Genomic DNA, 23,441 nt, shown 5'->3' on the forward strand with positions numbered 1-23,441 from the left:
ACGCAAGTAAATCTGCCAGGGGTGCCAGGGGGTGTCCGTCAGGTGCGCGCACGAGGGATCTCCGCCCTGGGGCCAGCCCTCGACGCGCGTCTCCGCCCGGGGCGCCCCTGCGCGGGTCTACGTCCGTGGCGGCCCTGCGCGGTGGTGCGGGTCTTCGCCCGGGGCGCCCCGGCGCGCGTCTCCGCCCGGGGTGTCAGCCCGCGACGCGGGTCTCCGCCGCCTGCGCCACGGCCAGCAGCAGCGCTTCCCGCCCGTGCGGCGCCACCAGCTGGAGCCCGGCCGGGCAGCCATCGGCGCCGAACCCCGCGGGCAGACTCAGCGCAGGGTGCCCGCTGAGGTTGAACGCCCAGGTGAGAGAGGTGGAGTAGCGCTCCCCGGGCCCGTCGTGACCGTGCGGGGCGGTCGGCGCCGTCGGGGTCAGCAACAGCTCGGCCTCGCTGAAGATTCCGGCGAGCCGGCGGTCGTTCTCCGCCCGGACGCGCTCGGCCCCGGCCGTATCCGCACCGGCCGCATCCGCACCGGCAGTGCGCAGGGCGAGCCAGGCCGGCCCGGGGTCCGCCAGCCGCAGCGGCACCCGCGGCCGTACGAGCCGCACGACCCCTGCCGCCTCCAGTCGTTCCACAGCGGCCCGGGCCAGCGCCACGGGCTCCGGGTCGGGTCCGGCGAACCCCAGGTCGGGCGACCAGACGGCGGTGACGGGAAGGGCGGCCTCGGCCGGCACCGGCTCCTCGGACACCACCGCCCACCACAGCCCGGCGTCCGCCGCCGAGCGGGCGAGTACCCCCGGAACGGCGAGTCCCGTACGGTCACCCGACGGCAGCCGCCCACCGGTCGGCTTCAGACCGAGCACCCCGCACCACGCCGCCGGGATCCGCACCGACCCGGCTCCGTCGCTGCCCGTTGCCAGCGGCACCAGCCCGGCCGCCACAGCTGCCGCGGCCCCGGCCGACGAGCCGCCCGGCGTACGGTCGGCCCGCCACGGATTGACGGTCCGGCCCCCTGCCCCGAGCCCCCACGTCTGCCAGGGCGTCCCCGGCCCGGGCACGGACGTGGCGCCCACGGCCACACCACCGGCCGCGAGCAGCGGACCCGCCGCACGCAGCCCGTTCCGCCCCTTCACCGCGATCGGCACACCAGCCAGCGGCAGGGATGACCCCGGGCCCCGCAGGGCGAGCCGGGTGTCCGCGTCACCGGCCCCTCTCCGCAGGTCGAGCCGGGTGTCCACCTCACCGGCCCCTCCCCGCAGGTCGAGCCGGTTGTCCGCGTCACCGGCCCCTCTCCACAGGTCGAGCCGGGTGTCCACCTCACCGGTCCGCCCCCTCCGGTCTAGCCGGGTGTCCAGCTCAGCCGCCCGCCGCAACGCCTCCTCCCTCCACACCTCGGCGAACGCGCACAGGTGCGGATCGGCCCGCTCGATCCGGTCCAGGGCCGCCGCGACCACGTCCGTCGCGCGCAGCTCGCGGGCCCGTACGCCCGCCGCGATCTCCCCGGCCGACAGCGGTACGGCCGACAGGGGTGCGGCCGGCCCGGGGACGGCCGTCAGCGTGCCGCTCCCGTCAGCCGGGCCAGGGCCTCCGTCTCGCGCGGCGGGTGGCCCCGCTCGCCGAGCCGCCAGGACGCCACCCACGGCACGCGGTACACGTCGATCACCGCCTCCAGCGATCTGACGCGCTGGGCGAGCGGGCGCGGCAGTCGGCCCGGGGCGTCGGCCACGAGCACGACGGCGTCCAGGTCGAGCCCCGGCGGGGCCTGGCCGCGCCGGAAGATCTCCACCACCCCGGCGACCGTGTCGAGCCCCGCCGCGTGGGTCCGGGCGACCAGCAGCACCGACGGGGGATCTCCGGGCCCGGGCCAGGACCGTCCGCTGTCATGGCCGCCGTAGACCGCAGCGAGGGTGGAGACGCCCGCGCCGCCGTGCGTGCCGACCCAGGAGAAACGCCGTGCCGCGGCATGGCCGTGCGCGGGCTCCGGCGGCCCCGGCTCCGGGGTGGTCACCGGACCGCGCAGCCAGATCTCCGGCCCCTGTCGCATGCCTGTGTGCATGCCCCTCTCCTCCCTCGTACGTCCGGTTCTCATGCCCTCCCCGAGGACCGCGCCGGGACCGACGGGCCTTGGGACGAGCCTGTGACACCGTGGTGACGTGAGAAACGGGGGCGAGCGGACACACTCGACAGTAGGTGTACGACGCCGAGTGAGGGGACGATGTCGCGACTCAGCCGCGAGAAGAAGCGGGAACAGAAGCAGGCCGCACACGCGGAGACCCCGGCGGCGCCGATCGACGTCCATGTCCCCGGGGCCGGTACGGATGTCGGCGGGGGAGCCGGTGGGGTGTCCGACGGCGCCTCCGTCGGCGGGGTCCCGGTCTTCGCGGCCCCCGGCGAGGAGATCCAGCGGGCCGTCCTGAACCGCCTCCATCACATCGCCCTCGCCACCGGCCATCCCGTCCTCGCCACCATCCGCGACGAGCGCATCGGTTACGTCGTCCCGCTCCAGGTCGACCCGGACGGCTCCAGCCACTTCACGTCCGAGCCGGTCGCCACGACGTCGCCCGAGCCGCGGCCCGCCCGGGGCACCGGCGCCGCGACGCCTCCTGAGCCGCAGCCTGCCCGGGGTGCCGGAGCCGTAACCCCGCCCGAGCCGCAGCACGCCCGAGGCGCCGACGTGACGACCACGCCCGAGCCGCTCCACGACCGGAGCGGCGGTGCCATGGCGACGCCGCCCGAGCCGCCGCACCCGCCCGGTGACAGCGCCACGCACCTGCTGCGTCCCCTGCCGGACTCCGGCCACGGCTCGGTCCCGACGTTCCGGCTGCGGGCCGTGCCCGAGCCGCAGCCCGCCGCGGAACCCGTACCGACGTTCGAGCTGCGGGCCGTGCCGGAGTCTGCGGAACCCGCGCCGGAAGACGCGCCCCCGGCCCCGGGTCCGGCGATGCCGCCCGGCACGGTCGCTGCGCCCACCGGCGCGTTCGGCCCGCCCCCGCCCATGGACGCGCGGCCGCTGCCCGTCCCCGAAGCCCGGCCGGCTCCGCGTCCCGCACCGGTCCCCGAAGACGCCCTGATCGCCGCCGACCCCGACCCCAAGCCCACGCCTCCCCGCGGCTTCGACGCCGTCGCCGAGGCCGTGCTCGGGGACGAACCCCTCACCGCCCCGGGCGACTCCGCCGCACCCGCGCTCCTCGCGGAGCCGATCGGACGGATCAACGAGGCGGTGAAGGAGGGCAGGATCGAAGAGGCCGCGGGCCTGGCGGAGCAGACTCTCGTGCAGGCGTCGGGGACGCTGGGGCCGGAGCACCCCGAGGTGCTCCGGCTCAGCGAACTCACCGCGTACATCGCCTATCTGGCCGGTGATCCGCTCCGCGCCTTCCATCTGTCGCTCGACCTGGCCGGTGTCCACCGCCGGGCCGGCGACGCGGAGGCCGCCTACGGCAACGTGGAGAGCGCGGCCACCGCCTGGCGGGCGGTGCGCGACCCGGCGCTCGGGCTGGAGCTCGGGCGCGACCTGATCGGTCTGTGGACGGAGCTCGCCGCCGAGGACGGCCCGGCCGCCGAAGAAGTCGAGCAGCTGGAGTCGGCCCGCGCCCGCATGGGCCGACTCACCGAACGTGCCCGCAGGCAGTAGGCGCGCCGCCCCGGGTGGGGGCTACTCCGACAGCCCCCACACCGCGTACGCGAGGGCGTCGCTGTTGCGGTTCAGGGCGGTGTCGTTGATGTTGGCGGTGGTGTCGCAGGACGAGTGGTAGCAGCGGTCGAAAGCCTGCCCGGCCGTACCGCCCCACTTGGCCGCCTGCGCCGCCGTCTTCGTCCGGCTGGCGCCGGTGAACAGGCCGCCCACCGGCACACCCGCGCTCTTGAACGGCGCGTGGTCGGAGCGGCCGTCGCCCTCGGTCTCGATCTCGGTCGGGACGCCGATGCCGCCGAAGTAGTCCTTGAAGGTCTTCTCGATCGCCGGGTCGTCGTCGTAGACGAAGTAGCCGGGGTTCGGGGAGCCGATCATGTCGAAGTTCAGATAGGCGCTGATCCGCGAACGGTCGCCGGTGGCCAGTCGGTTGACGTAGTAGCGGGAGCCGACCAGGCCCAGCTCCTCCGCTCCCCACCAGGCGAACCGCAGGTGCTTGGTGGGCTTGTACTGCGCCCGGGACACGGCCAGGGCGGTCTCCAGGACGGCGGCGGAGCCCGAGCCGTTGTCGTTGATGCCGGGCCCGGAGGTGACGCTGTCGAGGTGCGAGCCTGCCATCACGACCTGGTTCGCGTCGCCGCCCGGCCAGTCGGCGATCAGGTTGTAGCCGGTGCGGCCGGAGGCGGTGAACTGCTGGATCGTGGTGGTGTATCCGGCCGCGTCCAGCTTGGCCTTGATGTAGTCGAGCGAGGCCTTGTAGCCGGCCCGGCCGTGCGCCCGGTTGCCGCCGTTGGCGGTGGCTATGGACTGCAGCTGGGACAGGTGGGTCTTGACGTTCGCCACGGGGATGTCCGGCGCGGCGGCGGATCTGGAGGGAGCGGATGACGCGGCGTCCGCTACGGCACCGCCGGTCAGGAGCATGGCTGTTGCCATGCCGCCCGCGGCGACGGCGCGCGCGGAAACGGAGAGCTTCATGTGGGGGCTCCGGATTCCGTCAGGAGGCCCGTGGGGTGTCCACGGGCCGCCCAGAGTGAATGGGGTGCCTGGATGGTGAAGCTGGTACTGACTCTCCGTCAAGGTGCGTATTCGGCCAGGCGTTATGGAGCCAGGGCCTCCGCCGAGCAGGTCATTGCACGCAGAACTCGTTCCCCTCCGGGTCCGCCATCACGACCCACTCGCCGCCCTGCTCCTTCACCCGCCGCAGCGCACTGGCCCCGAGCCCCTCAAGCCGAGCGACCTCCTCGTCGCGGCGCCCCTCGCCCGGGTGCAGATCGAGATGAAGCCGGTTCTTGACCGTCTTCGCCTCCGGCACCCGCTGGAACAGCAGCCGACGCCCCAGCCCGGTCCCGCTCTCCTCCTCGAAGGGGTCCTCGGGGTGCCGTACGGCGACCAGGTCCTTGAAGGCGCGGCGGCCGTGGAAGTCGACCGTGGCCTCCTCGGGCAGGGCGCCGAAGCCGAGCAGCTTCCCGATCAGGGCGCTGTTGTCCTCGACCTCGTACCTCAGGGCGGCGGCCCAGAAGTCGGCCTGGGCGTGCGGGTCGTTCGCGTCGATGACGAGTTTCCAGTGCACGGGCGTGGGCGATGCGGGTGTCTGCGTCATGTAACCACTTATACTGGTTATGTGAGTGGACGCGCAGGGGAAACGCCGGATCGGGCGCCGGGCCTGATGCTGGTCTCGGGCGGGGGCAAGCCCTACCGCTTCGACCCCGGCACCCTGTGCCTGGAGCTGACGACGACGGGCGGCCCGGGGACCTTCGCCCGCTGGGAAGTGCTGCACGAACCCGCCGACCTGGTCACCTGGGCCGCGCGCAGCCGACTGCCGGACGGGCTCGACCTCACCGTCTCGGCGGAGGAACTGCGGCGGGCCCGCACCTTGCGCGACGCCGTGTTCCTGCTCGCCGCCGACCGCGCTCACGGCCGCCCCCTGCAGGCCGCCCACCTGGACGTCGTCAACGCCGCCGCGGCCGCGCCCCCGCTCGTCGCCCGCATCGAGCCCGACGGCACCCGCTCCTGGGCCCCGGGCGCCACGGGCAGCCGGCTGCTCGCGACCGTCGCCCGCGACGCGATCGACCTGTTCACCGGGGCCTACGCCGACCGCGTCCGGGAGTGCGGCGGGCGCAACTGCTACCTGCTCTTCGTCGACACCTCCCGCCCGGGCCGCCGCCGCTGGTGCGCGATGGAGCACTGCGGGAACCGCGAGAAGGCCCGGGTGCACCGGGCCCGCCACGCTCCTACGACGCCGTAGCGTCCGCGGCCTGCGCCGCGCGGGTGTCGTACGCGGTCCGGGCCGCCGCGATCTCCTCCTGATGCTTCTCCGTCCGGGTCACCAGGGACCGGATCGCGGCGTGCAGCGTCCTGCCGAGTGAGGTCGGCTCGTACTCGACGCGCGGCGGCACCACCGGGTGCACCGTCCGTTTCACCAGGCCGTCCCGCTCCAGCGAGCGCAGGGTCACGGTCGGCATCCCGCTGGCTGACCCCGTCGATCTCCCGGCGCAGCTCCGTGAAGCGCAGCCGCCGGTTCTCCGGCAGGCGCATGACCAGCAGCGACTTGCCGGCGATCCGGTCGAGGATCTGCCGGACCTGACGGTCCTCGCGCGTGTCCCACTGGAAGGGATCGGCACCGCCGTAGTCCACGGTGCTCGCGCAGTGACTCGGTGACTGCGAATGCCTTCTTCCCGCTGGGCTGACCACGGCGACGCGGTTCGGCTCCGCCATCGGCATCTCGGCGGTGACCGCGGTCTACGGCCTGGCGTCCACCGGGTCCGGCCCGGAGGCCACGCTCTCGGCGTTCCGCGCGGCACTGACCGTGCCGGTCGTGCTCGTGGTGCTGGGCACGCTGATCTCGCTGGTGAGCGTCCGGGAGGCCCGGCGGGCGGTGCGCAGCGCGTCCCAGGTGAGCAGCGTCAACGCCAGCCACACCAGCACGAACCCGGCCCAGCGCTCCGGCGGCATCTCCTCGTGGAAGTAGAAGATGCCGAGCAGGAACTGCAGGACCGGCGTCGAGTACTGCAGCAGGCCGATGGTGGACAGCGGCACGCGGATGGCGGCCGCGCCGAAGCAGACCAGGGGGAGCGCGGTGACGATGCCGGCCGAGGCGAGCAGCGCCGCGTGCCCCGCGCCCTCGGCCGCGAAGGTGGAGCCGCCCTGCGCGGTCAGCCAGACCAGGAAGCCGAGCGCGGGCAGGAACTGGATCGCGGTCTCGGCGGCCAGCGACTCGATGCCGCCCAGGCCCACCTTCTTCTTCACCAGCCCGTAGGTGGCGAAGGAGAACGCGAGACAGAGCGAGATCCACGGGGGCCGGCCGTAGCCGATGGTCAGCACGACGACCGCCACGCCGCCGGTCCCGACCGCCGCCCACTGCACCGGCCGCAGCCGCTCCTTGAGCAGCAGCACGCCCATCGCGATGGTGACCAGCGGGTTGATGAAGTACCCGAGCGAGGCCTCGACGACGTGCCCGGAGTTCACGGACCAGATGTACAGGCCCCAGTTGACGGTGATGACCGCCGCGGCGACCGTGATCAGCGCCAGTTTGCGGGGCCGGCGCACCAGCTCACCGGCCCAGGCCCAGCGGCGGAGCACGAGCAGGGCGGCGCCCACGAAGACCAAGGACCACACCATCCGGTGGGCCAGGATCTCCATCGCGCCGGCCGGCTTCAGGAGGGGCCAGAACAGGGGGACGAGCCCCCACATCCCGTAGGCCGCGAAGCCGTTCAGCAGTCCTATGTGCCGCTCACCCCTCGGCTTGCCGCTCACGTGCCCCTCCTCCGCGCCTGGCGTGCGTCCGCGTTCACGACGGTAACGCCGAGTACCCCCGGCTGTCATGCCCGTATCGGCATACGGTCATGACAGCCGGGGGTGGGGCGGCTCAAGGGCCCGCCGGGGGAGTTCAGCCCTTGAGCGCCGCGGCGATGGCCTCGGAGAACGGGGTGGTCGGGCGGCCGGTCAGACGCGACAGGTCACCGGTGGAGACGACCAGTTCGCCCTTCTCGATGGAGGCGTCGACGCCCGCGAGGATCTGCGCGAACGGCTCGGGCAGACCCGCGCCGGTCAGGATCGCCACTAGAGCTTCGGGGGAGACGGCGTTGTAGGCGATGTCCTTGCCGGTCTGCCGGCTCAGCTCCGCCGCGTACTCGGCGAAGCTCCAGGGGGTGTCGCCGCCCAGCTCGTACGTCTTGTTCTCGTGCCCCTCACCGGTCAGCACGGCGACCGCGGCGGCGGCGTAGTCGGCGCGCGAGGCGGAGGAGACCTTGCCCTCACCGGCGGCGGCGACGACCGCGTTGTGCTCCAGCACGGGGGCGAGGTTCTCGGTGTAGTTCTCGTGGTACCAGCCGTTGCGCAGCAGCGCGTAGGGCACACCGGAGTCCAGCAGGATCTCCTCGGTGCCGCGGTGGTCGTCGGCGAGCGCGGCGGTCAGGGTGCCGGGGGCGCTGGTGTAGGCGAGCAGGGCGACACCAGCGGCCCTGGCGGCGTCGATGACGACCTTGTGCTGCTGCACACGGCCCTTGTCGAACTCGTTGCCGGACACCAGCAGCACCTTGTCACCGGCGGAGAAGAGGCCGTCGAAGGAGGCAGGGGTGTTGTAGTCGGCGAGGGCGATCTTCACACCGCGGTCGGCGAAGTCGGAGGCCTTGTCCGCGTTGCGCACGACCGCGGTGATCTGCTCGGCCGGGACCTTCTCCAGCAGCTGCTCCACGACGTGACGGCCGAGGTTTCCGGTGGCTCCGGTGACGACGATGCTCATGGTGGGACTCTCCTTGTGGGGTGCGTTGTAACTAACCATAGGAGGTGCGCTAACTATGGGAAAGTACCCACTTTGAAGTAAGGTACTGGCATGGCGGTAAGTGAGAACGAAGCCCTGTGCCCGTACCGGCTGGTCCTGGAGCACGTGACCAGCCGCTGGGGCGTGCTCGTCCTGATCGAGCTCCTGGACCGGCCGTACCGGTTCAGCGAGCTGCGCCGGACGATCAGCGGAAACGGCGGCCGGGGCGTGAGCGAGAAGATGCTCACGCAGACCCTTCAGACCCTGGAGCGGGACGGACTCGTCCACCGCGACGCCAAGCCCGTGATCCCGCCGCGCGTCGACTACTCCCTCACCGGCCTGGGCCGCGAGGCCGCCGAGCAGGTGCGGGCCCTGTCGCAGTGGACACGCGACCGCATGGGCGACGTGGAGAAGGCGCGGCAGGCATACGACGAGGCCCGGGCCGCCTCCTAGCGGTCCCGGGCCTCGGGGGCGTCCGGCAGGTCAGCCCACGACCGTCCAGGTGTCGCCGCCCGCCAGCAGCGCGCCCAGGTCGCCCTTGCCGTGCTGCTCGATCGCGGTGTCCAACTGGTCGGCCATCTGCGTGTCGTAGACGGGCCGCTCGACGGAGCGCAGGACACCGATCGGGGTGTGGTGCAGGGTGTCCGGATCGGCCAGGCGGGACAGCGCGAACGCCGTGGTCGGGGACGGGGAGTGCGCGTCATGGACGAGCACTTGGCCCTCGTTGTCCGGTGTCACCGCCACCACCCTCAGATCACCGGTCTGCGGATCCCGCACGACCCCCTTGGCCTGGTCCGCGCCGAAACGGATCGGCTTGCCGTGCTCCAGCCGGATCACGGCCTCCTCGGCCTGCTGCTTGTCCTTGAGGGCGTCGAAGGCGCCGTCGTTGAAGATGTTGCAGTTCTGGTAGATCTCGATCAGCGCCGTGCCCTGGTGGGCGGAGGCCTGGCGCAGCACCTCCGTCAGGTGCTTGCGGTCGGAGTCGACCGTCCGCGCCACGAACGACGCCTCCGCGCCGAGCGCCAGCGACACCGGGTTGAACGGCGCGTCCAGCGAACCCATCGGCGTCGACTTGGTGATCTTCCCGACCTCGGAGGTCGGCGAGTACTGGCCCTTGGTCAGACCGTAGATCCGGTTGTTGAACAGCAGGATCTTGAGGTTGACGTTGCGGCGCAGCGCGTGGATCAGGTGGTTGCCGCCGATGGACAGCGCGTCGCCGTCACCGGTGACGACCCACACCGACAGATCCCGGCGGGAGCTCGCCAGACCCGTGGCGATGGCGGGGGCGCGGCCATGGATGGAGTGCATCCCGTACGTGTTCATGTAGTACGGGAAGCGCGACGAGCAGCCGATGCCCGAGACGAAGACGATGTTCTCCTTCGCCAGCCCCAGCTCCGGCATGAAGCCCTGCACCGCCGCGAGGATGGCGTAGTCGCCGCAGCCGGGGCACCAGCGCACTTCCTGATCGGACTTGAAGTCCTTCATCGACTGCCTGCCCTCGGCCTTGGGGACGAGGGAAAGCGCCTCGATGGTGCCCGTGCCGTGCGTGGACGTCTCAGCCATCGATGGCCTCCTTCAGAGCCGCGGCGAGCTGCTCCGCCTTGAACGGCATGCCGTTGACCTGGGTGTACGAGTGGGCGTCGACCAGGTACTTCGCCCGGATGAGCGTGGCGAGCTGCCCGAGGTTCATCTCGGGGATCACCACCTTGTCGTAACGCTCCAGCACGGAACCCAGATTCCGCGGGAAGGGGTTGAGATGACGCAAGTGCGCCTGCGCGACGGACTCCCCGGCCCTGCGCAGCCGCCGCACCGCCGCCGTGATCGGCCCGTACGTCGAGCCCCACCCCAGGACCAGCGTCGTCGCCCCGTGGGGATCGTCCACCTCGACGTCCGGGACGTCGATACCGTCGATCTTCGCCTGCCGGGTGCGCACCATGAAGTCGTGGTTGGCCGGGTCGTAGGAGATGTTGCCCGTGCCGTCCTGCTTCTCGATGCCGCCGATCCGGTGCTCCAGGCCCGGTGTGCCCGGGATCGCCCAGGGGCGGGCCAGCGTCTGTGGGTCCCGCTTGTACGGCCAGAACACCTCGGAGCCGTCGTCGAGCGTGTGGTTCGGCCCCTGCGCGAACTGCACCCGCAGATCCGGCAGCTCCTCGATGTCCGGGATCCGCCAGGGCTCGGAGCCGTTGGCCAGGTAGCCGTCGGACAGCAGGAACACCGGCGTCCGGTACGTCAGCGCGATCCGCGCCGCCTCCAGCGCGGCGTCGAAGCAGTCCGCCGGGGTGCGCGGCGCGACCACCGGCACCGGAGCCTCACCGTTGCGCCCGTACATCGCCTGCAGCAGGTCCGCCTGCTCGGTCTTGGTCGGCAGACCCGTCGACGGGCCGCCGCGCTGGATGTCCACGATCAGCAGCGGCAGCTCCAGCGAGACCGCGAGGCCGATCGTCTCCGACTTCAGCGCCACACCGGGACCGCTCGTCGTGGTCACGGCCAGCGAACCACCGAAGGCCGCGCCCAGCGCGGCCCCGATGCCTGCGATCTCGTCCTCCGCCTGGAAGGTCCGCACGCCGAAGTTCTTGTGTTTGCTCAGCTCGTGCAGGATGTCCGAGGCCGGAGTGATCGGGTACGACCCCAGGTACAGCGGCAGATCCGCCTGCCGGCTCGCCGCGACCAGCCCGTACGACAGGGCGAGGTTGCCCGAGATGTTGCGGTACACACCCGGCGGGAACGCCGTGGCCGCCGGGGCGACCTCGTAGGAGACGGCGAAGTCCTCCGTCGTCTCGCCGAAGTTCCAGCCGGCCCGGAACGCGGCGATGTTGGCCGCCGCGATGTCGGGCTTCTTCGCGAACTTCGACTTTAGGAACTTCTCGGTGCCCTCGGTGGGCCGGTGGTACATCCAGCTCAGCAGGCCCAGCGCGAACATGTTCTTGCTGCGCTCGGCCTCCTTGCGGCTGAGGTCGAATTCCTTGAGCGCCTCGACCGTGAGCGTCGTCAGCGGCACGGGGTGCAGGTGGTAGCCGTCCAGCGACCCGTCCTCCAGCGGGGACGTCTCGTAGCCGACCTTCTGCATCGCCCGCCTGGTGAACTCGTCCGTGTTGACGATCACCTCGGCGCCGCGCGGCAGGTCGCCGATGTTCGCCTTCAGCGCGGCCGGGTTCATCGCCACCAGCACGTTCGGCGCGTCGCCGGGCGTGAGGATGTCGTGGTCGGCGAAGTGCAACTGGAAGGACGACACACCCGGCAGGGTCCCCGCGGGCGCCCTGATCTCGGCCGGGAAGTTCGGCAGTGTCGACAGGTCGTTGCCGAACGACGCGGTCTCCGAGGTGAACCGGTCACCGGTGAGCTGCATACCGTCACCCGAGTCCCCCGCGAACCTGATGATCACCCGGTCGAGGCGACGCACGTCCTTCGCGCCCGCCGCTTTGCGCTGCTCTCCCACGACTGTTTCGTCGGCCTGCTCCGGGCTACTGACCTGGCTGGTCACTGAACTGGACCTCCCTCGAGGACGCTGTCCGGGACAGGCCTTCCCGCAGGCCCTCCCAGGATCAACACTACGACCGCAAGGGTCGGGTTCTTGGGGTCATTCGCATCTTGGACACGACTTCGGCATGGCTATGCATCCGTTTTTGTCCGGGTTTCCGGGGTCAGGCGTCGTGAACGTCAGGAGTTCAGATACGTCAGCACGGCCAGGACCCTGCGGTGGTCCCCCTCGCTCGGGGACAACCCCAGCTTCAGGAAGATGTTGCTGACGTGCTTCTCGACCGCCCCGTCGCTGACCACGAGCTGCCGCGCGATCGCCGAGTTCGTCCGCCCCTCGGCCATCAGCCCCAGCACCTCACGCTCCCGCGGAGTGAGCCCCGCCAGCACGTCCTGCTTGCGGCTGCGGCCCAGCAACTGCGCGACCACCTCCGGGTCGAGCGCCGTACCGCCCTCCGCCACCCGCACCACCGCGTCCACGAATTCCCGTACCTCCGCGACCCGGTCCTTCAGCAGGTAGCCGACACCCCGGCTGGACGCCGCGAGCAGCTCCGTGGCGTAGCGCTCCTCCACGTACTGCGACAGCACCAGCACGCCGAGCCCCGGGTGGGCCCTGCGCAGCCGCACCGCCGCGCGCACCCCCTCGTCGGTGTGCGTCGGCGGCATACGGACGTCCGCGACGACCACGTCCGGCAGCTCGCCCTGCGCGTCCAGGTCCGTGATGGTCTTGATCAGCGCCTCGCCGTCACCCACACCGGCGACGACGTCGTGCCCCCGGTCGGTCAGCAGCCGGGTCAGGCCCTCCCTGAGCAGCACTGAATCCTCGGCGATGACCACCCGCACCCTGTCCTCCACGATGTCCGGCCCCCACAACCCGATGCCGCCCGTCCGCAACCCACAACGGCTACGCGCCCACCCGTGCGACGGGTCCAGCATTCCAGGGTCGGGGGGTGGTTGGGGGGAGGGAGCGGCTTCTTCTCCGGCGGAATCGGGAGGGTGCCTGCTTTTTCTCGTCCGGCCGGTGCCTTGCTTTTCTGTCCGGCCGGTGCCTTCTCGACGGGTGGTGGCCTCCTCGTCCGGGTGGTGCTTTCCCGACGGGGTGGTGCTTTCTCGTCCGGGTGGTGCTTTCCCGACGGGGTGGTGCCTTTTCGTCCGGGCGGTGCTTTCCCGGCGGGGTGGTGGCCTCCTCGTCCGGGCGGTGCCTTCTCGTCCGGGCGGTGCCTTTTCGTGCCGGTCGGGAGAGGGGGCCTTGCTTCCTGTCCCGACCGTGTCGGGTGGTGGGTGGGCGAAGGCCGGGGGCCCAGGGGACGGAGCCCCCTGCGGGGTCACCGGGGCGGAGCCCCCTGCGGGTCACCGGGCCGGAGCCCCGGCATCACGACTCGGCCGGAGGTCACCGCACATGCGCTCCGCGCCACGGCAGCTCCGCGGTCACCCGGGTCGGGCCGCCCGCCGGCGAGTCCACCACCAGGACCCCGTCCACCGCGTCGAGCCGGTCCACCAGCCCCGCCAGACCCGACCCCCGGGACACGTCGGCCCCGCCCACGCCGTTGTCCACGACCTGCAGCATCAGCCGGTTCTCCGTCCGCCACACCTCCACGCCGGCCCAAGTGGCCCGCGCGTGCTTGCTGATGTTCTGCAGCAGCTCCGACACCGTGAAGTACGCGATCCCCTCGATCGCCGGCGCCGGCCGCTCCGCCAGGTCGACCTCCACCTGCACCGGCACCGTGCAGCGTGAGGCGACCGAGGACAGGGCCGCGTCCAGCCCCCGGTCGGTCAGAACCGCCGGGTGGATGCCGCGCGCCAGATCCCGCAGCTCCTGCAGCGCCGTCTTCACCTCGCCGTGCGCCTCGTCCACCATCCGCGCCGCCGCCCGCGGGTCCTCCTGGAGCTTCTCCTTCGCCAGCCCCAGATCCATGGCCAGCGCCACCAGCCGGGCCTGCGCCCCGTCGTGCAGATCCCGCTCGATGCGTCGCAGGTCGGCCGCCGCGGTGTCGACCACCACCCCCCGGTCCGACTCCAGCTCCACCACCCGCGAGGCCAGCCGGGACGGCCCCAGCAGCCCGTGCACCAGCAGCCGGTCCACCATCGTCAGCGCCCGCACGATCCATGGCGCGGCGATCGTGAACAGCAGCCCCACCAGCGCGGTCACCGTGAGCTCGAAGGGGTTGTCGAGGCGGATCCCGCGCGTCTCGTCGCTGTACAGCTGAAATCCGTCCGGCCCGGCGTGCATCGGGAGCGCCCAGAACCACAGCGGGTACGTCAGCAGCCCCCAGCCCAGCACCCACACGTTCACGGCGACGGCGAACGAGAACACCGCCCAGGGCAGCTGCAGCACCGCGTACAGCAGGGCCCGCCACGAGACGCCGCTCTTGAGGACGGCCCCCATCCACACCGCCGCCCCCCGCCTGGCCATCCGCAGCGGCTCCGGCTCACCCACCTCCATGCCGAGCAGCGCCCGCGCCCGCGCCCGCTCCAGCGCCCCGAAGCCCCGGCACCCGGCGAGCGCCACCGCCAGCACCGGAATGCCGATGAACGTGACCAGCAACCCCGCCCCCAGCGACACCATCGTGACCGCGTAGGTGAACATCAGGATGCCGACCGGCAGGCCGAGCAGCACATGGGCGAGCTCACGCCAGGTGCGGCCCTCGACCGGCGCCCGCAGCGCGGCCGGCAGCCGGTGCCGCCGTTCGGTGCTCCCGGGGAACCCGGCTCCACCGTCGAGCCCGTACCCCTGTCCGTACTCCGTGGCCATCGGCGCCGTCCTTCTCCTCGTCCCGCGGCTGTGCTCCCGTACCTCCACCCTGCTCCGCCGCAGGTCGGCGGACCATGGAGTACGTCGGCGTCTTGAACGGGGGGTTTTCCCTACCCCCGGGCGGCGGACCGGTCACGCCACGGCAGTTCCGCCGTGACCGTCGTCGGGCCGCCCTCGGGCGACTCCAGGACGAACAGCCCGTCGACGGCGTCCAGCCGCTCCGCCAGGCCCTTCATCCCCGTACCGCCGTCCAGGCTCGCGCCGCCACCCCCGTCGTCCCACACCTGAATCAGCAGCCGGGTGTCGGTCCGCCACACATCCACCGAGGCCGACTTCGCCCTGCTGTGCTTGCTGACGTTCTGCAGCAGCTCCGAGACGGTGAAGTAGGCGATGCCCTCGATGGCCGCGGCCGGCCGCTCCGGCAGATCGACCGTCACCTTCACCGGGACCGTGCAGCGCGTGGCCACCGAGGACAGGGCCGCGTCCAGACCCCGGTCGGTCAGGACCGCCGGGTGGATGCCGCGCGCCAGGTCCCGCAGCTCCTGCAGCGCCAGCTTCACCTCGCCGTGCGCCTCCTCGACCATCGCCGCCGCCGCGTCGGGATCCTCCAGCACCTTCTCCTTCGCCAGGCCGAGCCCCATCGCCAGATTGACCAACCGGGCCTGTGCCCCGTCGTGCAGATCCCGCTCGATGCGCCGCAGGTCGGCCGCGGCCGTGTCCACCACGACCCCCCGGTCCGACTCCAGCTCGGTGATCCGCCGCTCCAGCTCGTCGGAGGGCGACAGCAGCGCCCGCACCATGGCCCGGTCGGCGTTGGTCAGCCCCCGGGCGATGAACGGCAGCACCGGCCACAGCACGAACAGCGAGACCAGTGTGACGTTGAAGGTGAGCACGCCCCAGGGCAGCCGGATGAACTCGTACAGGACCGTGCGCCAGCCCACCGGGTCCTTCAGCTGCAGCCACAGCCGCTGGAAGAAGCCGCCCCTGCCGCGCAGCCGCAGGCGGCTCGGCTCCTCGATCCGCACCCCGAGCAGCGCCCGGGCCCGTGCCCGCTCCAGCCTGCCCAACTGCCGCGCGCCCATGAGTCCGGCCGCGAGCAGCGGGAACCCGACCACCGTGACGGTCAGCCCGAAACCGATGGACAGCATCGTCACGACATAGGTGAAACCGAGCAGCGCGACCGGAAGGTTGGCCAGCAGGTGCGCGATCTCTTGCCAGGTGTGCCGGTCGTAGGCGAGCCGGGCCGGCGGCTGACGGTCGTCCGGCCCGGCGGCCGACCGGGCCGCCGTCGTGCCCGGGGACGGGATACGTTGGGTCATGTGCGTTAGCGTGCCCGGCGGCGCACGGCTGCGCCATGAGGTGGACCGCCAGGATCGACTGAGGAAAACCCCACCCCCCGTATGCCCGGCGGTGACGGGCTGCTTACCCTGCCCTTATCAGGGCCTAGACTCCCGTGCGTACAGATCGTCGAACGGCGGCATCCCCGTGAGCCGCGGCATCGGCGAAGGATCCAGGTCCGAATTCTGAGGGAGCGAGGGACGGACGTGCCGGAACCGACCGTCGTCACCACGACCGTCGTCGCGGCGGACTACTTCCAGTCCTACTCGGTCGTCGGACTGCTCGCCGTGATCGGTGTGCTGTTCGTGGCCGTCGCCTTCGGGGCCGGCCGCCTGCTGCGGCCCGTGGTCCCCACCCCCGAGAAACTCCTGACGTACGAGTGCGGCGTCGACCCCGTCGGCGAGGGCTGGGCCCACACCCAGGTCCGCTACTACGTGTACGCGTTCCTCTACGTGATCTTCGCCGTGGACTCGATCTTCCTGTTCCCCTGGGCGACCGTCTTCGCCGCCCCCGGCTACGGCGCGACGACCCTGGCCGAGATGTTCATCTTCCTCGGCTTCCTGGCGGTCGGCCTGCTCTACGCCTACAAGAAGGGCGTCCTGGCATGGACGTGAACCCCTCGGTGTCCGAGCCTGTTCTGCTGCCCGAGCCCAAGCGGCTGGGCGCCCTGGCCCGACTCGCCCCCGAGCCGATGAAGGTCGTCCTCAACTGGGGCCGCCGCTACTCCCTCTGGGTCTTCAACTTCGGCCTCGCCTGCTGCGCGATCGAGTTCATCGCCGCGTCGATGGCCCGCCACGACTTCATCCGCCTCGGCGTCATCCCGTTCGCCCCGGGCCCCCGCCAGGCCGACCTGATGGTCGTCTCCGGCACGGTCACGGACAAGATGGCCCCGGCCGTGAAGCGCCTCTACGAGCAGATGCCGGAACCGAAGTACGTCATCTCCTTCGGTGCGTGCAGCAACTGCGGCGGCCCCTACTGGGACTCGTACTCCGTCACCAAGGGCGTCGACCAGATCATCCCCGTCGACGTCTACGTCCCCGGCTGTCCGCCCCGCCCCGAGGCGCTGCTCCAGGGCATCCTGAAGCTCCAGGAGAAGATCGCCCGCGAGTCGCTGGGGGAGCGGTACGGCAGCGGTACGGGGCGTCCTTCGGCGGCGGCGCTGCAGAGCGGACTGGTGCGGCCGCCCGCACCGGAGACGACCTCGGGGGAGGGCCGATGACCGCCGTCGGCTGGCTCCCCGCCACCGCCGAGGAGCTCTTCGGCCCGGACGCCACGGCCGAGGAGTCCTACGAGGTCCTGACGGTCGACGTCCCCCCGGCAGCCTGGATCACCGCCCTGGAGACCGCCCGCGACCGCCTCGGCTGCACCTACTTCGACTGGCTGAGCGCCGTCGACGAACCGGGCACCGGCTTCCGCGTCACGGCCCACGTCGCCGCGCTCTCTCCCGTACGACGCCTCCTGCTGCGCACGACCGTCCCGCACGAGGCCCCCACCCTGGCCTCGGCGGTCGACGTCTACGCGGGCACCGCCTGGCACGAACGCGAGACGTACGAGATGTTCGGCATCACCTTCGAAGGCCACCCGGCGCTGGACCACCTGCTCCTGCCCGAGAACTTCGAAGGCCACCCCCTGCGCAAGGACTTCGTCCTGGCCGCCCGTGTCGCCAAGGCCTGGCCCGGCGCGAAGGAGCCGGGCGAGTCGGAACACGGCGGACCCAAGCGCCGCCAGATGCTCCCACCCGGCGTGCCCGACCCCAACGAATGGGGCCCCCTCAAGGGCCAGCTCCCGCCGGCCCCAGCCCGCCCGGCCCGTGGCCCGGCCCGCGCCGCAGGCGACCGCCCGGCCCGAGCCGCGGCACGCCCCGCGGGAGAACGCCCCGTACGACGCACTCGCTCGGCGTCGGAGGGGTCGGCGAGCCAGTCCGCTGCCGAGGCGGAGACCCCGACAGCCGAAGCGGGCGGTCCGGCTGCCCCACGTCCGGCACGTTCGGCGTCGGAGGGCTCCGCGAGTCAGTCTGCTGCCGCCGACGAGACTCCGGCTGTCGCCCGGCGTACGCGTAAGGCCGCTGACGGCTCGGCGAGCCAGTCCGCCACGGGTGCGGAGACTTCGGCTGCGGGTGCGGAGACTTCGGCTGCCGGTGCGGAGGCTTCGGCTGCCGGTGGGCAGGGTCAGGGCGCTGGTGCAGCGGGTTCGGCGGCAACTCCGCGTCGGGCACGCACGGCCGCTGAGGGCTCGGCCAGCCAGTCGGCGCCCGGCGAGTCGGCTGCCCGGGCTTCTTCGGGACCGCGGCGAAACCGCTCGGCGGCGCAGGGATCGGCGAGTCAGCAGCCCAGCCGTCCGACGCCGACACCCGACTCCGCATCCCCGACATCCGCCCCCACGTCTTCGAGCGCCCCGCGCAGCTCGGACGCCCCCTGGCACCACGCCCGTCCCGCCTTCGACGAACCGGCCCCCGAACCGTCGCCCGAGGCAGCGCAGTTGCCGACACCGGAGTCTGCACCCCCCGAGCGTGCGGCGAGCCCGACGGACACCTCGGACACCCCGGAGACCCGCGACACCCCGGGCACCACGGACTCGGCGAACCAGCCGAGCCCCTCGGACGACACCGCGAAGCCCACGGGTAACCCGGAAAACCCCGAGAACCGCGAAGCCCCCGGAAAGCCCGGAAACCCCGAAGGCCTCGAGCACCCCAAGAAGCCCACCGACTCCAAGAACCCTGAGGACCCCGCAGGAGGCCCGCAGTGAACGACGTGCTCGACGTCGCCCTGCGACTCCTGGTCGTCTTCGTCGTCTTCCTCACCTTCCCCCTGATCATCGGCCAGACCGAACACAAGGTCATGGCCCATATGCAGGGCCGCCTCGGCCCCATGTACGCCGGCGGCTTCCACGGCTGGGCCCAGCTGATCGCCGACGGCGTGAAGTTCGCGCAGAAGGAGGACGTCGTCCCCGCGGGCGCCGACCGCCGCATCTTCCAACTCGCCCCCGCCGTCGCCCTCCTGCCCTACCTCCTCGTCCTGCTGGCCATCCCCATCGGCCCCGGCGAGGGAGCCGTCGGGCAGGTCATCGACGCGGGCGTCTTCTTCGTCCTGGCCGTCATGGGCGTCGGCGTCCTCGGCTCTCTCATGGCCGGCTGGGCGTCCGCGAACAAGTTCTCCCTCCTCGGCGGCCTGCGCACCGCCGCCCAGCTCCTCGCCTACGAACTGCCGATGCTCCTGACCGCCGCCTCCGTGGCGATGGCGGCCGGCACCGTCTCCCTCCCCGGCATCCTCGACGCCTTCGAGTGGTGGTGGCTGCCCTGGCAGATCATCGGCGCGATCGTGTTCTTCGTGGCCGGCCTCGCGGAACTCCAGCGCCCGCCTTTCGACATGCCCGTCGCCGACTCGGAGATCATCTTCGGCGCCTACACCGAGTACACCGGCCTCCGTTTCGCCCTCTTCCTCCTCGCCGAATACGCCGGAATCGTCGTCCTGTGCGGCCTGACCACCGTCCTCTTCCTGGGCGGCTGGCACGGCCCCTGGGGCGCCGACGGCCTCGGCTGGGTCTGGACCCTGCTGAAGACCGCCGTCCTCGCCTTCCTCGTGATCTGGCTGCGCGTCACCTACCCGCGCCTGCGCGAGGACCAGCTCCAGAAGCTCGCCTGGACCCTCCTCGTCCCCCTCTCCCTCGCCCAGATCGCCCTCACCGGCATCGTCAAGGTGGTGATCCAGTAACCATGGCCCCCATTCCTGGCAGTGGCCTCGCCAAGGGCCTGGCCGTCACCCTCCGCACGATGACGAAGAAGTCCGTCACCGCGCAGTACCCCGACGCCCAGCCCGACCTCCCGCCCCGCACCCGCGGTGTGATCGGCCTGTTCGAGGAGAACTGCACGGTCTGCATGCTGTGCGCCCGCGAGTGCCCGGACTGGTGCATCTACATCGACTCCCACAAGGAGACGGTCCCGCCGGCGGCCCCTGGCGGCCGCGAGCGCAGCCGCAACGTCCTCGACCGCTTCGCCATCGACTTCTCCCTGTGCATGTACTGCGGTATCTGCATCGAGGTCTGTCCTTTCGACGCGCTGTTCTGGTCCCCTGAGTTCGAGTACGCCGAGACAGACATCCGCGACCTCACCCACGAGCGGGACAAGCTCCGCGAGTGGATGTGGACCGTCCCGGCCCCGCCGGCCCTCGACCCCGGCGCGGAGGAACCGAAGGAACTCGCCGCCGCCCGCAAGGCCGCCGACAAGCTGGCCGCCCAGCAGGCCCCGCCGCCCGCCGAGCCGCACGCCGACGAGCAGGCCCGCGCCGCCGAACAGCCCACCCGGCCCCAGGGCGACTCCAAGCAGCAGACCGACCAGCCGAAGCCGGAACGCCCGAAGCCGGGCGCCCCGACCCCCGATCAGCCCAAGCCCGATCAGTCCAAGCTCGATCAGCCGAAGCCGGGGCAGGAGGGCTCGGAATGACCCTCGCCGCAACCGCCGCTCTCCTCGCGACCGGCCCGACCGCCGAGGCCGCCGCGGAGACCCACGGCTTCCTCTCCCCGACCGGCGTCGAGGTCGCCTTCCTCCTCGTCGGCCTGGTGACTTTCGGCGCCGCCCTCGTCACCGTCACCACCAGGCAGCTGGTGCACGCAGCCCTGTGGCTGGTGGTCACCCTCGGCGGCCTCGCCGTCGAATACCTCCTGCTCACCGCCGAGTTCATCGCCTGGGTGCAGGTCCTCATCTATGTCGGTTCCGTCGTCGTCCTCCTCCTGTTCGGTCTGATGCTCACCAGAGCCCCCATCGGCCGCTCCCCGGATGCCGACTCCGGCAACCGCTGGGCCGCCCTCACCGTGGCCGTCGCCGCTGCCGCCGCCCTGGTGTGGGTCGTCGTCGACGCCTTCCGCGCGACCTGGATCGACCTGGACGGCCCCGCCGCCGGCTCTACCGAGGCCACCGGCGCGAGTCTCTTCCAGAACTGGGTGCTCCCCTTCGAGGCCCTCTCCGTCCTCCTCCTCGCCGCTCTGGTCGGCGCCATCGTCCTGTCCCGCAAGGCGAAGGCGGAGTCGAGCTCTCCCCCTGTGAACGCCTCGGGTGTCACCAAGAGTTCCCGGACGGTCGCTGAGAGTGCGGAAAGTTCCAAGCAGGAAGGTGCCCGCTGATGCACCTCGCCTACCCCGCCGTGCTCTCCGCCCTGCTCTTCTGCACGGGCCTGTACGGCGTCCTCGCCCGCCGCAACGCGATCCTGGTCCTGATGTCGGTCGAGCTCATGCTCAACGCCGTCAACCTCAACCTGGTCGCCTTCGACGTCTGGCTCAGCAAGGCCGCCAGGGAGACCCTGCACTCCGGTCAGGCCCTGACCCTGTTCACCATCGCCATCGCCGCCGCCGAGATCGGCATCGGGCTGGCCATCGTCCTCGCCGTTCACCGCAACCGCGGCACCTCGGACATCGACAGGCTCCGCGACACCGCCGAACGGCACGACCCCGACAACCCCGACGCCCGCCCGGCCGAGCAGTCCGACGAGGCCCAGAAGGCTGAGGCCACCGCGTGACCACGACCACCCTCGCCGTCCTCGTCCCCCTCCTTCCGTTCCTCGGCGCCGCCGCCGGCCTGCTGCTGGGCCGCACGGCACCCGGCTTCGTCCGTCCCCTCGCCGTCCTTCCGACGCTCACATCCCTCGCACTCGCCGCACTGGTCGCCGTACGCCAGGGCGGCGACGCGGCCGTCGACTCGGCCACGGAACTCACCCCCACCGGCTCGGTCCCGATCGAGCTCGCCCTGCACATCGACGGCTTCGCCGCCCTCGTCGCCGTCCTGGTCGGTCTGGTCGCCTCCTGCGTGCAGATCTACTCGACGGGCTATCTGCGCGACGACCCGCGCTACCCCTCCTACGCCGCCCTCGTCTCGCTGTTCACCTCCGCGATGTTCCTGGTCGTCTACTCCGGCGACCTGATCGTGCTGCTGGTCGGCTGGGAGGTCATGGGCATCTGCTCCTACTTCCTCGTCGGCCACTACTGGGAGACCCCGGAGGCCCGCGCCGCCTCCCTCAAGGCCTTCCTGGTCACCAAGCTCGGCGACGTCCCCTTCCTCATCGGCCTGTTCGCCCTGGCCACCGACGCCGGTTCGTTCCGCGTCACCCGCATCCTCGGCACCGTCGCGAGCGGCTCCCTCGACCACCCGACGCTGATCGCCCTGCTCCTCCTCGCGGGCGTGGCCGGCAAGTCGGCGCAGTTCCCGCTGCACACCTGGCTCCCCGACGCGATGGCGGGCCCGACCCCCGTCTCCGCGCTGATCCACGCCGCGACGATGGTCGCCGCCGGTGTCTACTTCATCGCCCGTCTCCTCCCGGTCTTCGAAGCCTCCCAGGCCGCGATGGTCGTCCTCGCCGTCATGGCCGCCGTCACGATGACCGGCTCGGCGCTCGCCGCGCTCGCCCAGGACGACATCAAGCGCGTCCTCGCCTACTCGACGATCGGCCAGCTCGGCTACATGACCGGCGCCCTCGCCGTCGGCGACCGCGGGGCCGCCGTCTTCCATCTCCTGTCCCACGGCGCCTTCAAGGCGCTGCTGTTCCTCGCCGCCGGCGTGATCATCCACGCCGCAGGCACCAATTCGCTCGCCGCGATGTCCCGCATGCGGAACCTGCGCGACCGCATCCCCGACGCCTACTGGACGATGACCGTGGCGCTGCTCGCGCTCGCCGCGATCCCGCCGTTCAGCGGGTTCTTCTCCAAGGAGGCCGTGCTCGGCGTCGCCGAGCACGTCGTCACCGGTCACACCGAGCGCGCCCCCGCCGCCGCGGGCTGGATCGTCCTCGTCGCCGGCCTGCTCACGGCCGTGCTCACCGCCGCCTACGCGATGCGCCTGTGGCTGCTCGCCTTCCGCGGCCGGGGTACCGAGGCTCCCGATCACGGCAGGCAGCCCCTGACGATGACCGTCGTACTGTGGGTCCTCGCCGTGCCGTCCCTGGCCCTCGGCGGGTTCGCGTTCCGCCTGCTGCCCGGCTGGTTCGACGGCCGCGACCTCGGCCCGACCCTGACCACCTCCGTACTTGGCACGGGCCTGGCCCTGGTCGGTGGCATCGTCACCTACGCCGCCTGGCGGCACACCACCGCGCTCACCGCCCGCGTCCCGCTCGGCGCGGTCGCGGCCCACCCCGAGGGCGACGCCGCTCGGGTCGAGGCCGAGGCCATCGCCAGTCACGAGCCCGCCTACGGCGACATCGCCTACGCGCCCGACCCCGCCGACCCCGGACGGCTGCTGCTCGGACCCCTGCACCGGCACGCGGCCGCGGGCTTCCACCTGGACGCCGTGTACACGACCCTCTTCGTCCGCCCGGTCCAGGCCGGAGCGAGCCTCGTCCGGTTCCTCGACCGCGAGGTCGTAGAGACCTATGTCCGCGGTGCGGGTGCTCTGCCCCGCTGGCTCGGCACCGCCGTACGGCGCGCCCAGACCGGCAACGTCCAGACCTATGTGAGCGCGCTGCTCGCCGGCACCGTCGTCCTCACGGTCGCCGTCGTCCTCGTCGCCACGGGAGCGTGAGCAGG

The 23,441-nt window shown here is 72.1% G+C and carries 22 protein-coding genes and 1 pseudogene; 11 read left to right on the forward strand and 12 right to left on the reverse strand.

All coding sequences use genetic code 11. The annotated features are described in order from the left end of the window. Window positions 1-193 precede the first annotated feature (193 nt). Together ACFY5B_RS18225 and ACFY5B_RS18230 are read right to left on the reverse strand one after the other, a co-directional pair. Window positions 194-1,456 (reverse strand): amidase family protein, encoded by a 1,263-nt coding sequence (locus tag ACFY5B_RS18225; RefSeq protein WP_389970833.1) that lies wholly within the window; start codon window positions 1,454-1,456, stop codon window positions 194-196. Window positions 1,457-1,539: 83 nt separating this feature from the next. Further along, window positions 1,540-2,043, reverse strand: coding sequence for a DUF6668 family protein (locus ACFY5B_RS18230; RefSeq protein ID WP_389970088.1), 504 nt, complete (start codon window positions 2,041-2,043; stop codon window positions 1,540-1,542). A gap of 159 nt (window positions 2,044-2,202) precedes the next feature. On the opposite strand from ACFY5B_RS18230, the gene ACFY5B_RS18235 reads away from it, so the two are divergent. Continuing rightward, window positions 2,203-3,618 (forward strand): tetratricopeptide repeat protein, encoded by a 1,416-nt coding sequence (locus tag ACFY5B_RS18235; protein WP_389970092.1) that lies wholly within the window; start codon window positions 2,203-2,205, stop codon window positions 3,616-3,618. Window positions 3,619-3,639: 21 nt separating this feature from the next. On the opposite strand, the gene ACFY5B_RS18240 is transcribed toward ACFY5B_RS18235, so the two are convergent. Continuing rightward, window positions 3,640-4,590, reverse strand: a complete 951-nt coding sequence (locus ACFY5B_RS18240) for a M28 family metallopeptidase (RefSeq protein ID WP_389970095.1) — start codon at window positions 4,588-4,590, stop codon at window positions 3,640-3,642. 151 nt (window positions 4,591-4,741) lie between these two features. Then, window positions 4,742-5,215: a VOC family protein gene (locus ACFY5B_RS18245; RefSeq protein WP_389970098.1), complete on the reverse strand. Its 474-nt coding sequence runs from the start codon at window positions 5,213-5,215 to the stop codon at window positions 4,742-4,744. Window positions 5,216-5,281: 66 nt separating this feature from the next. Here ACFY5B_RS18245 and ACFY5B_RS18250 point away from each other — a divergent pair, with 66 nt between their 5' ends. Beyond that, entirely contained in the window at window positions 5,282-5,860 is a 579-nt protein-coding gene (locus tag ACFY5B_RS18250; protein ID WP_389970836.1) for a CGNR zinc finger domain-containing protein, read from the forward strand. Here the strand turns inward: ACFY5B_RS18250 and ACFY5B_RS18255 are convergent. The 3 genes and pseudogenes from ACFY5B_RS18255 to ACFY5B_RS18265 form a co-directional block, all read right to left on the reverse strand. Continuing rightward, window positions 5,847-6,330, reverse strand: a pseudogene (locus ACFY5B_RS18255) (winged helix-turn-helix transcriptional regulator). The gene ACFY5B_RS18250 and the pseudogene ACFY5B_RS18255 overlap by 14 nt on opposite strands. A gap of 24 nt (window positions 6,331-6,354) precedes the next feature. Then, window positions 6,355-7,368, reverse strand: coding sequence for an EamA family transporter RarD (gene rarD, locus ACFY5B_RS18260; protein ID WP_389970101.1), 1,014 nt, complete (start codon window positions 7,366-7,368; stop codon window positions 6,355-6,357). 133 nt (window positions 7,369-7,501) lie between these two features. After that, complete coding sequence (locus tag ACFY5B_RS18265) at window positions 7,502-8,356, reverse strand: SDR family oxidoreductase (RefSeq protein ID WP_389970104.1); 855 nt, start codon at window positions 8,354-8,356, stop codon at window positions 7,502-7,504. Window positions 8,357-8,446: 90 nt separating this feature from the next. Here ACFY5B_RS18265 and ACFY5B_RS18270 point away from each other — a divergent pair, with 90 nt between their 5' ends. Beyond that, window positions 8,447-8,827, forward strand: coding sequence for a winged helix-turn-helix transcriptional regulator (locus tag ACFY5B_RS18270; protein WP_389970107.1), 381 nt, complete (start codon window positions 8,447-8,449; stop codon window positions 8,825-8,827). Window positions 8,828-8,857: 30 nt separating this feature from the next. On the opposite strand, the gene ACFY5B_RS18275 is transcribed toward ACFY5B_RS18270, so the two are convergent. The 5 genes from ACFY5B_RS18275 to ACFY5B_RS18295 all read right to left on the reverse strand — a co-directional run bounded on the left by ACFY5B_RS18275 (window position 8,858) and on the right by ACFY5B_RS18295 (window position 15,919). Continuing rightward, the gene (locus ACFY5B_RS18275; RefSeq protein ID WP_389970111.1) at window positions 8,858-9,937 is read right to left on the reverse strand and encodes a 2-oxoacid:ferredoxin oxidoreductase subunit beta; all 1,080 of its coding nucleotides are present in this window, start codon (window positions 9,935-9,937) and stop codon (window positions 8,858-8,860) included. After that, entirely contained in the window at window positions 9,930-11,855 is a 1,926-nt protein-coding gene (locus tag ACFY5B_RS18280) for a 2-oxoacid:acceptor oxidoreductase subunit alpha (RefSeq protein ID WP_389970114.1), read from the reverse strand. The genes ACFY5B_RS18275 and ACFY5B_RS18280 overlap by 8 nt, the downstream gene beginning before the upstream one ends. A 176-nt stretch (window positions 11,856-12,031) precedes the next feature. Continuing rightward, window positions 12,032-12,691 carry a response regulator transcription factor gene (locus ACFY5B_RS18285; protein WP_344459317.1) on the reverse strand — a complete coding sequence of 220 codons (660 nt, stop codon included), beginning with the start codon at window positions 12,689-12,691 and terminating at the stop codon, window positions 12,032-12,034. A 547-nt stretch (window positions 12,692-13,238) separates the two neighbouring features. Beyond that, complete coding sequence (locus ACFY5B_RS18290) at window positions 13,239-14,600, reverse strand: sensor histidine kinase (RefSeq protein ID WP_389970117.1); 1,362 nt, start codon at window positions 14,598-14,600, stop codon at window positions 13,239-13,241. Window positions 14,601-14,710: 110 nt separating this feature from the next. Then, a complete protein-coding gene (locus ACFY5B_RS18295; RefSeq protein WP_389970120.1) occupies window positions 14,711-15,919 on the reverse strand; it encodes a sensor histidine kinase in 1,209 nt (402 codons plus the stop codon). Window positions 15,920-16,144: 225 nt separating this feature from the next. Between ACFY5B_RS18295 and ACFY5B_RS18300 the strand changes: the two genes are divergently transcribed. From ACFY5B_RS18300 to ACFY5B_RS18335, 8 genes are read left to right on the forward strand one after another with little or no spacing between them, the layout of a single operon-like run. Continuing rightward, on the forward strand, window positions 16,145-16,552 hold the full coding sequence (locus tag ACFY5B_RS18300; RefSeq protein WP_104785621.1) for an NADH-quinone oxidoreductase subunit A: 408 nt from the start codon (window positions 16,145-16,147) through the stop codon (window positions 16,550-16,552). Beyond that, window positions 16,543-17,157, forward strand: coding sequence for an NADH-quinone oxidoreductase subunit B (locus ACFY5B_RS18305; RefSeq protein ID WP_389970123.1), 615 nt, complete (start codon window positions 16,543-16,545; stop codon window positions 17,155-17,157). Before ACFY5B_RS18300 ends, ACFY5B_RS18305 begins: the two co-directional genes overlap by 10 nt. Beyond that, window positions 17,154-18,683 (forward strand): NADH-quinone oxidoreductase subunit C, encoded by a 1,530-nt coding sequence (locus ACFY5B_RS18310; RefSeq protein ID WP_389970126.1) that lies wholly within the window; start codon window positions 17,154-17,156, stop codon window positions 18,681-18,683. The genes ACFY5B_RS18305 and ACFY5B_RS18310 overlap by 4 nt, the downstream gene beginning before the upstream one ends. Next, complete coding sequence (locus ACFY5B_RS18315; protein ID WP_104785612.1) at window positions 18,680-19,648, forward strand: complex I subunit 1 family protein; 969 nt, start codon at window positions 18,680-18,682, stop codon at window positions 19,646-19,648. Before ACFY5B_RS18310 ends, ACFY5B_RS18315 begins: the two co-directional genes overlap by 4 nt. 2 nt (window positions 19,649-19,650) lie before the next feature. Further along, the gene (locus ACFY5B_RS18320; protein WP_389970129.1) at window positions 19,651-20,376 is read left to right on the forward strand and encodes a 4Fe-4S binding protein; all 726 of its coding nucleotides are present in this window, start codon (window positions 19,651-19,653) and stop codon (window positions 20,374-20,376) included. Continuing rightward, window positions 20,373-21,053 carry an NADH-quinone oxidoreductase subunit J gene (locus tag ACFY5B_RS18325; protein ID WP_389970132.1) on the forward strand — a complete coding sequence of 227 codons (681 nt, stop codon included), beginning with the start codon at window positions 20,373-20,375 and terminating at the stop codon, window positions 21,051-21,053. The genes ACFY5B_RS18320 and ACFY5B_RS18325 overlap by 4 nt, the downstream gene beginning before the upstream one ends. After that, window positions 21,053-21,445 (forward strand): NADH-quinone oxidoreductase subunit NuoK, encoded by a 393-nt coding sequence (gene nuoK / locus ACFY5B_RS18330; RefSeq protein ID WP_389970135.1) that lies wholly within the window; start codon window positions 21,053-21,055, stop codon window positions 21,443-21,445. The genes ACFY5B_RS18325 and nuoK overlap by 1 nt, the downstream gene beginning before the upstream one ends. Beyond that, window positions 21,442-23,436, forward strand: coding sequence for an NADH-quinone oxidoreductase subunit L (locus tag ACFY5B_RS18335; RefSeq protein WP_389970138.1), 1,995 nt, complete (start codon window positions 21,442-21,444; stop codon window positions 23,434-23,436). The genes nuoK and ACFY5B_RS18335 overlap by 4 nt, the downstream gene beginning before the upstream one ends. Window positions 23,437-23,441 lie beyond the last annotated feature (5 nt).

It is taken from the genome of Streptomyces sp. NPDC013187 (assembly GCF_042899705.1).
Taxonomy (GTDB): Bacteria; Actinomycetota; Actinomycetes; order Streptomycetales; family Streptomycetaceae; genus Streptomyces; species Streptomyces hawaiiensis_A.

What these genes read in the sequence shown, in the direction of transcription:
- ACFY5B_RS18230 (WP_389970088.1), bottom strand. Translation starts at nt 2,043, where the DNA reads ATGCACACAGGCATGCGACAGGGGCCGGAGATCTGGCTGCGCGGTCCG.
- ACFY5B_RS18235 (WP_389970092.1), top strand. Translation starts at nt 2,203, where the DNA reads ATGTCGCGACTCAGCCGCGAGAAGAAGCGGGAACAGAAGCAGGCCGCA.
- ACFY5B_RS18240 (WP_389970095.1), bottom strand. Translation starts at nt 4,590, where the DNA reads ATGAAGCTCTCCGTTTCCGCGCGCGCCGTCGCCGCGGGCGGCATGGCA.
- ACFY5B_RS18245 (WP_389970098.1), bottom strand. Translation starts at nt 5,215, where the DNA reads ATGACGCAGACACCCGCATCGCCCACGCCCGTGCACTGGAAACTCGTC.
- ACFY5B_RS18250 (WP_389970836.1), top strand. Translation starts at nt 5,282, where the DNA reads ATGCTGGTCTCGGGCGGGGGCAAGCCCTACCGCTTCGACCCCGGCACC.
- ACFY5B_RS18265 (WP_389970104.1), bottom strand. Translation starts at nt 8,356, where the DNA reads ATGAGCATCGTCGTCACCGGAGCCACCGGAAACCTCGGCCGTCACGTC.
- ACFY5B_RS18270 (WP_389970107.1), top strand. Translation starts at nt 8,447, where the DNA reads ATGGCGGTAAGTGAGAACGAAGCCCTGTGCCCGTACCGGCTGGTCCTG.
- ACFY5B_RS18275 (WP_389970111.1), bottom strand. Translation starts at nt 9,937, where the DNA reads ATGGCTGAGACGTCCACGCACGGCACGGGCACCATCGAGGCGCTTTCC.
- ACFY5B_RS18290 (WP_389970117.1), bottom strand. Translation starts at nt 14,600, where the DNA reads ATGGCCACGGAGTACGGACAGGGGTACGGGCTCGACGGTGGAGCCGGG.
- ACFY5B_RS18295 (WP_389970120.1), bottom strand. Translation starts at nt 15,919, where the DNA reads ATGACCCAACGTATCCCGTCCCCGGGCACGACGGCGGCCCGGTCGGCC.
- ACFY5B_RS18305 (WP_389970123.1), top strand. Translation starts at nt 16,543, where the DNA reads ATGGACGTGAACCCCTCGGTGTCCGAGCCTGTTCTGCTGCCCGAGCCC.
- ACFY5B_RS18310 (WP_389970126.1), top strand. Translation starts at nt 17,154, where the DNA reads ATGACCGCCGTCGGCTGGCTCCCCGCCACCGCCGAGGAGCTCTTCGGC.
- ACFY5B_RS18320 (WP_389970129.1), top strand. Translation starts at nt 19,651, where the DNA reads ATGGCCCCCATTCCTGGCAGTGGCCTCGCCAAGGGCCTGGCCGTCACC.
- ACFY5B_RS18325 (WP_389970132.1), top strand. Translation starts at nt 20,373, where the DNA reads ATGACCCTCGCCGCAACCGCCGCTCTCCTCGCGACCGGCCCGACCGCC.
- nuoK (WP_389970135.1), top strand. Translation starts at nt 21,053, where the DNA reads ATGCACCTCGCCTACCCCGCCGTGCTCTCCGCCCTGCTCTTCTGCACG.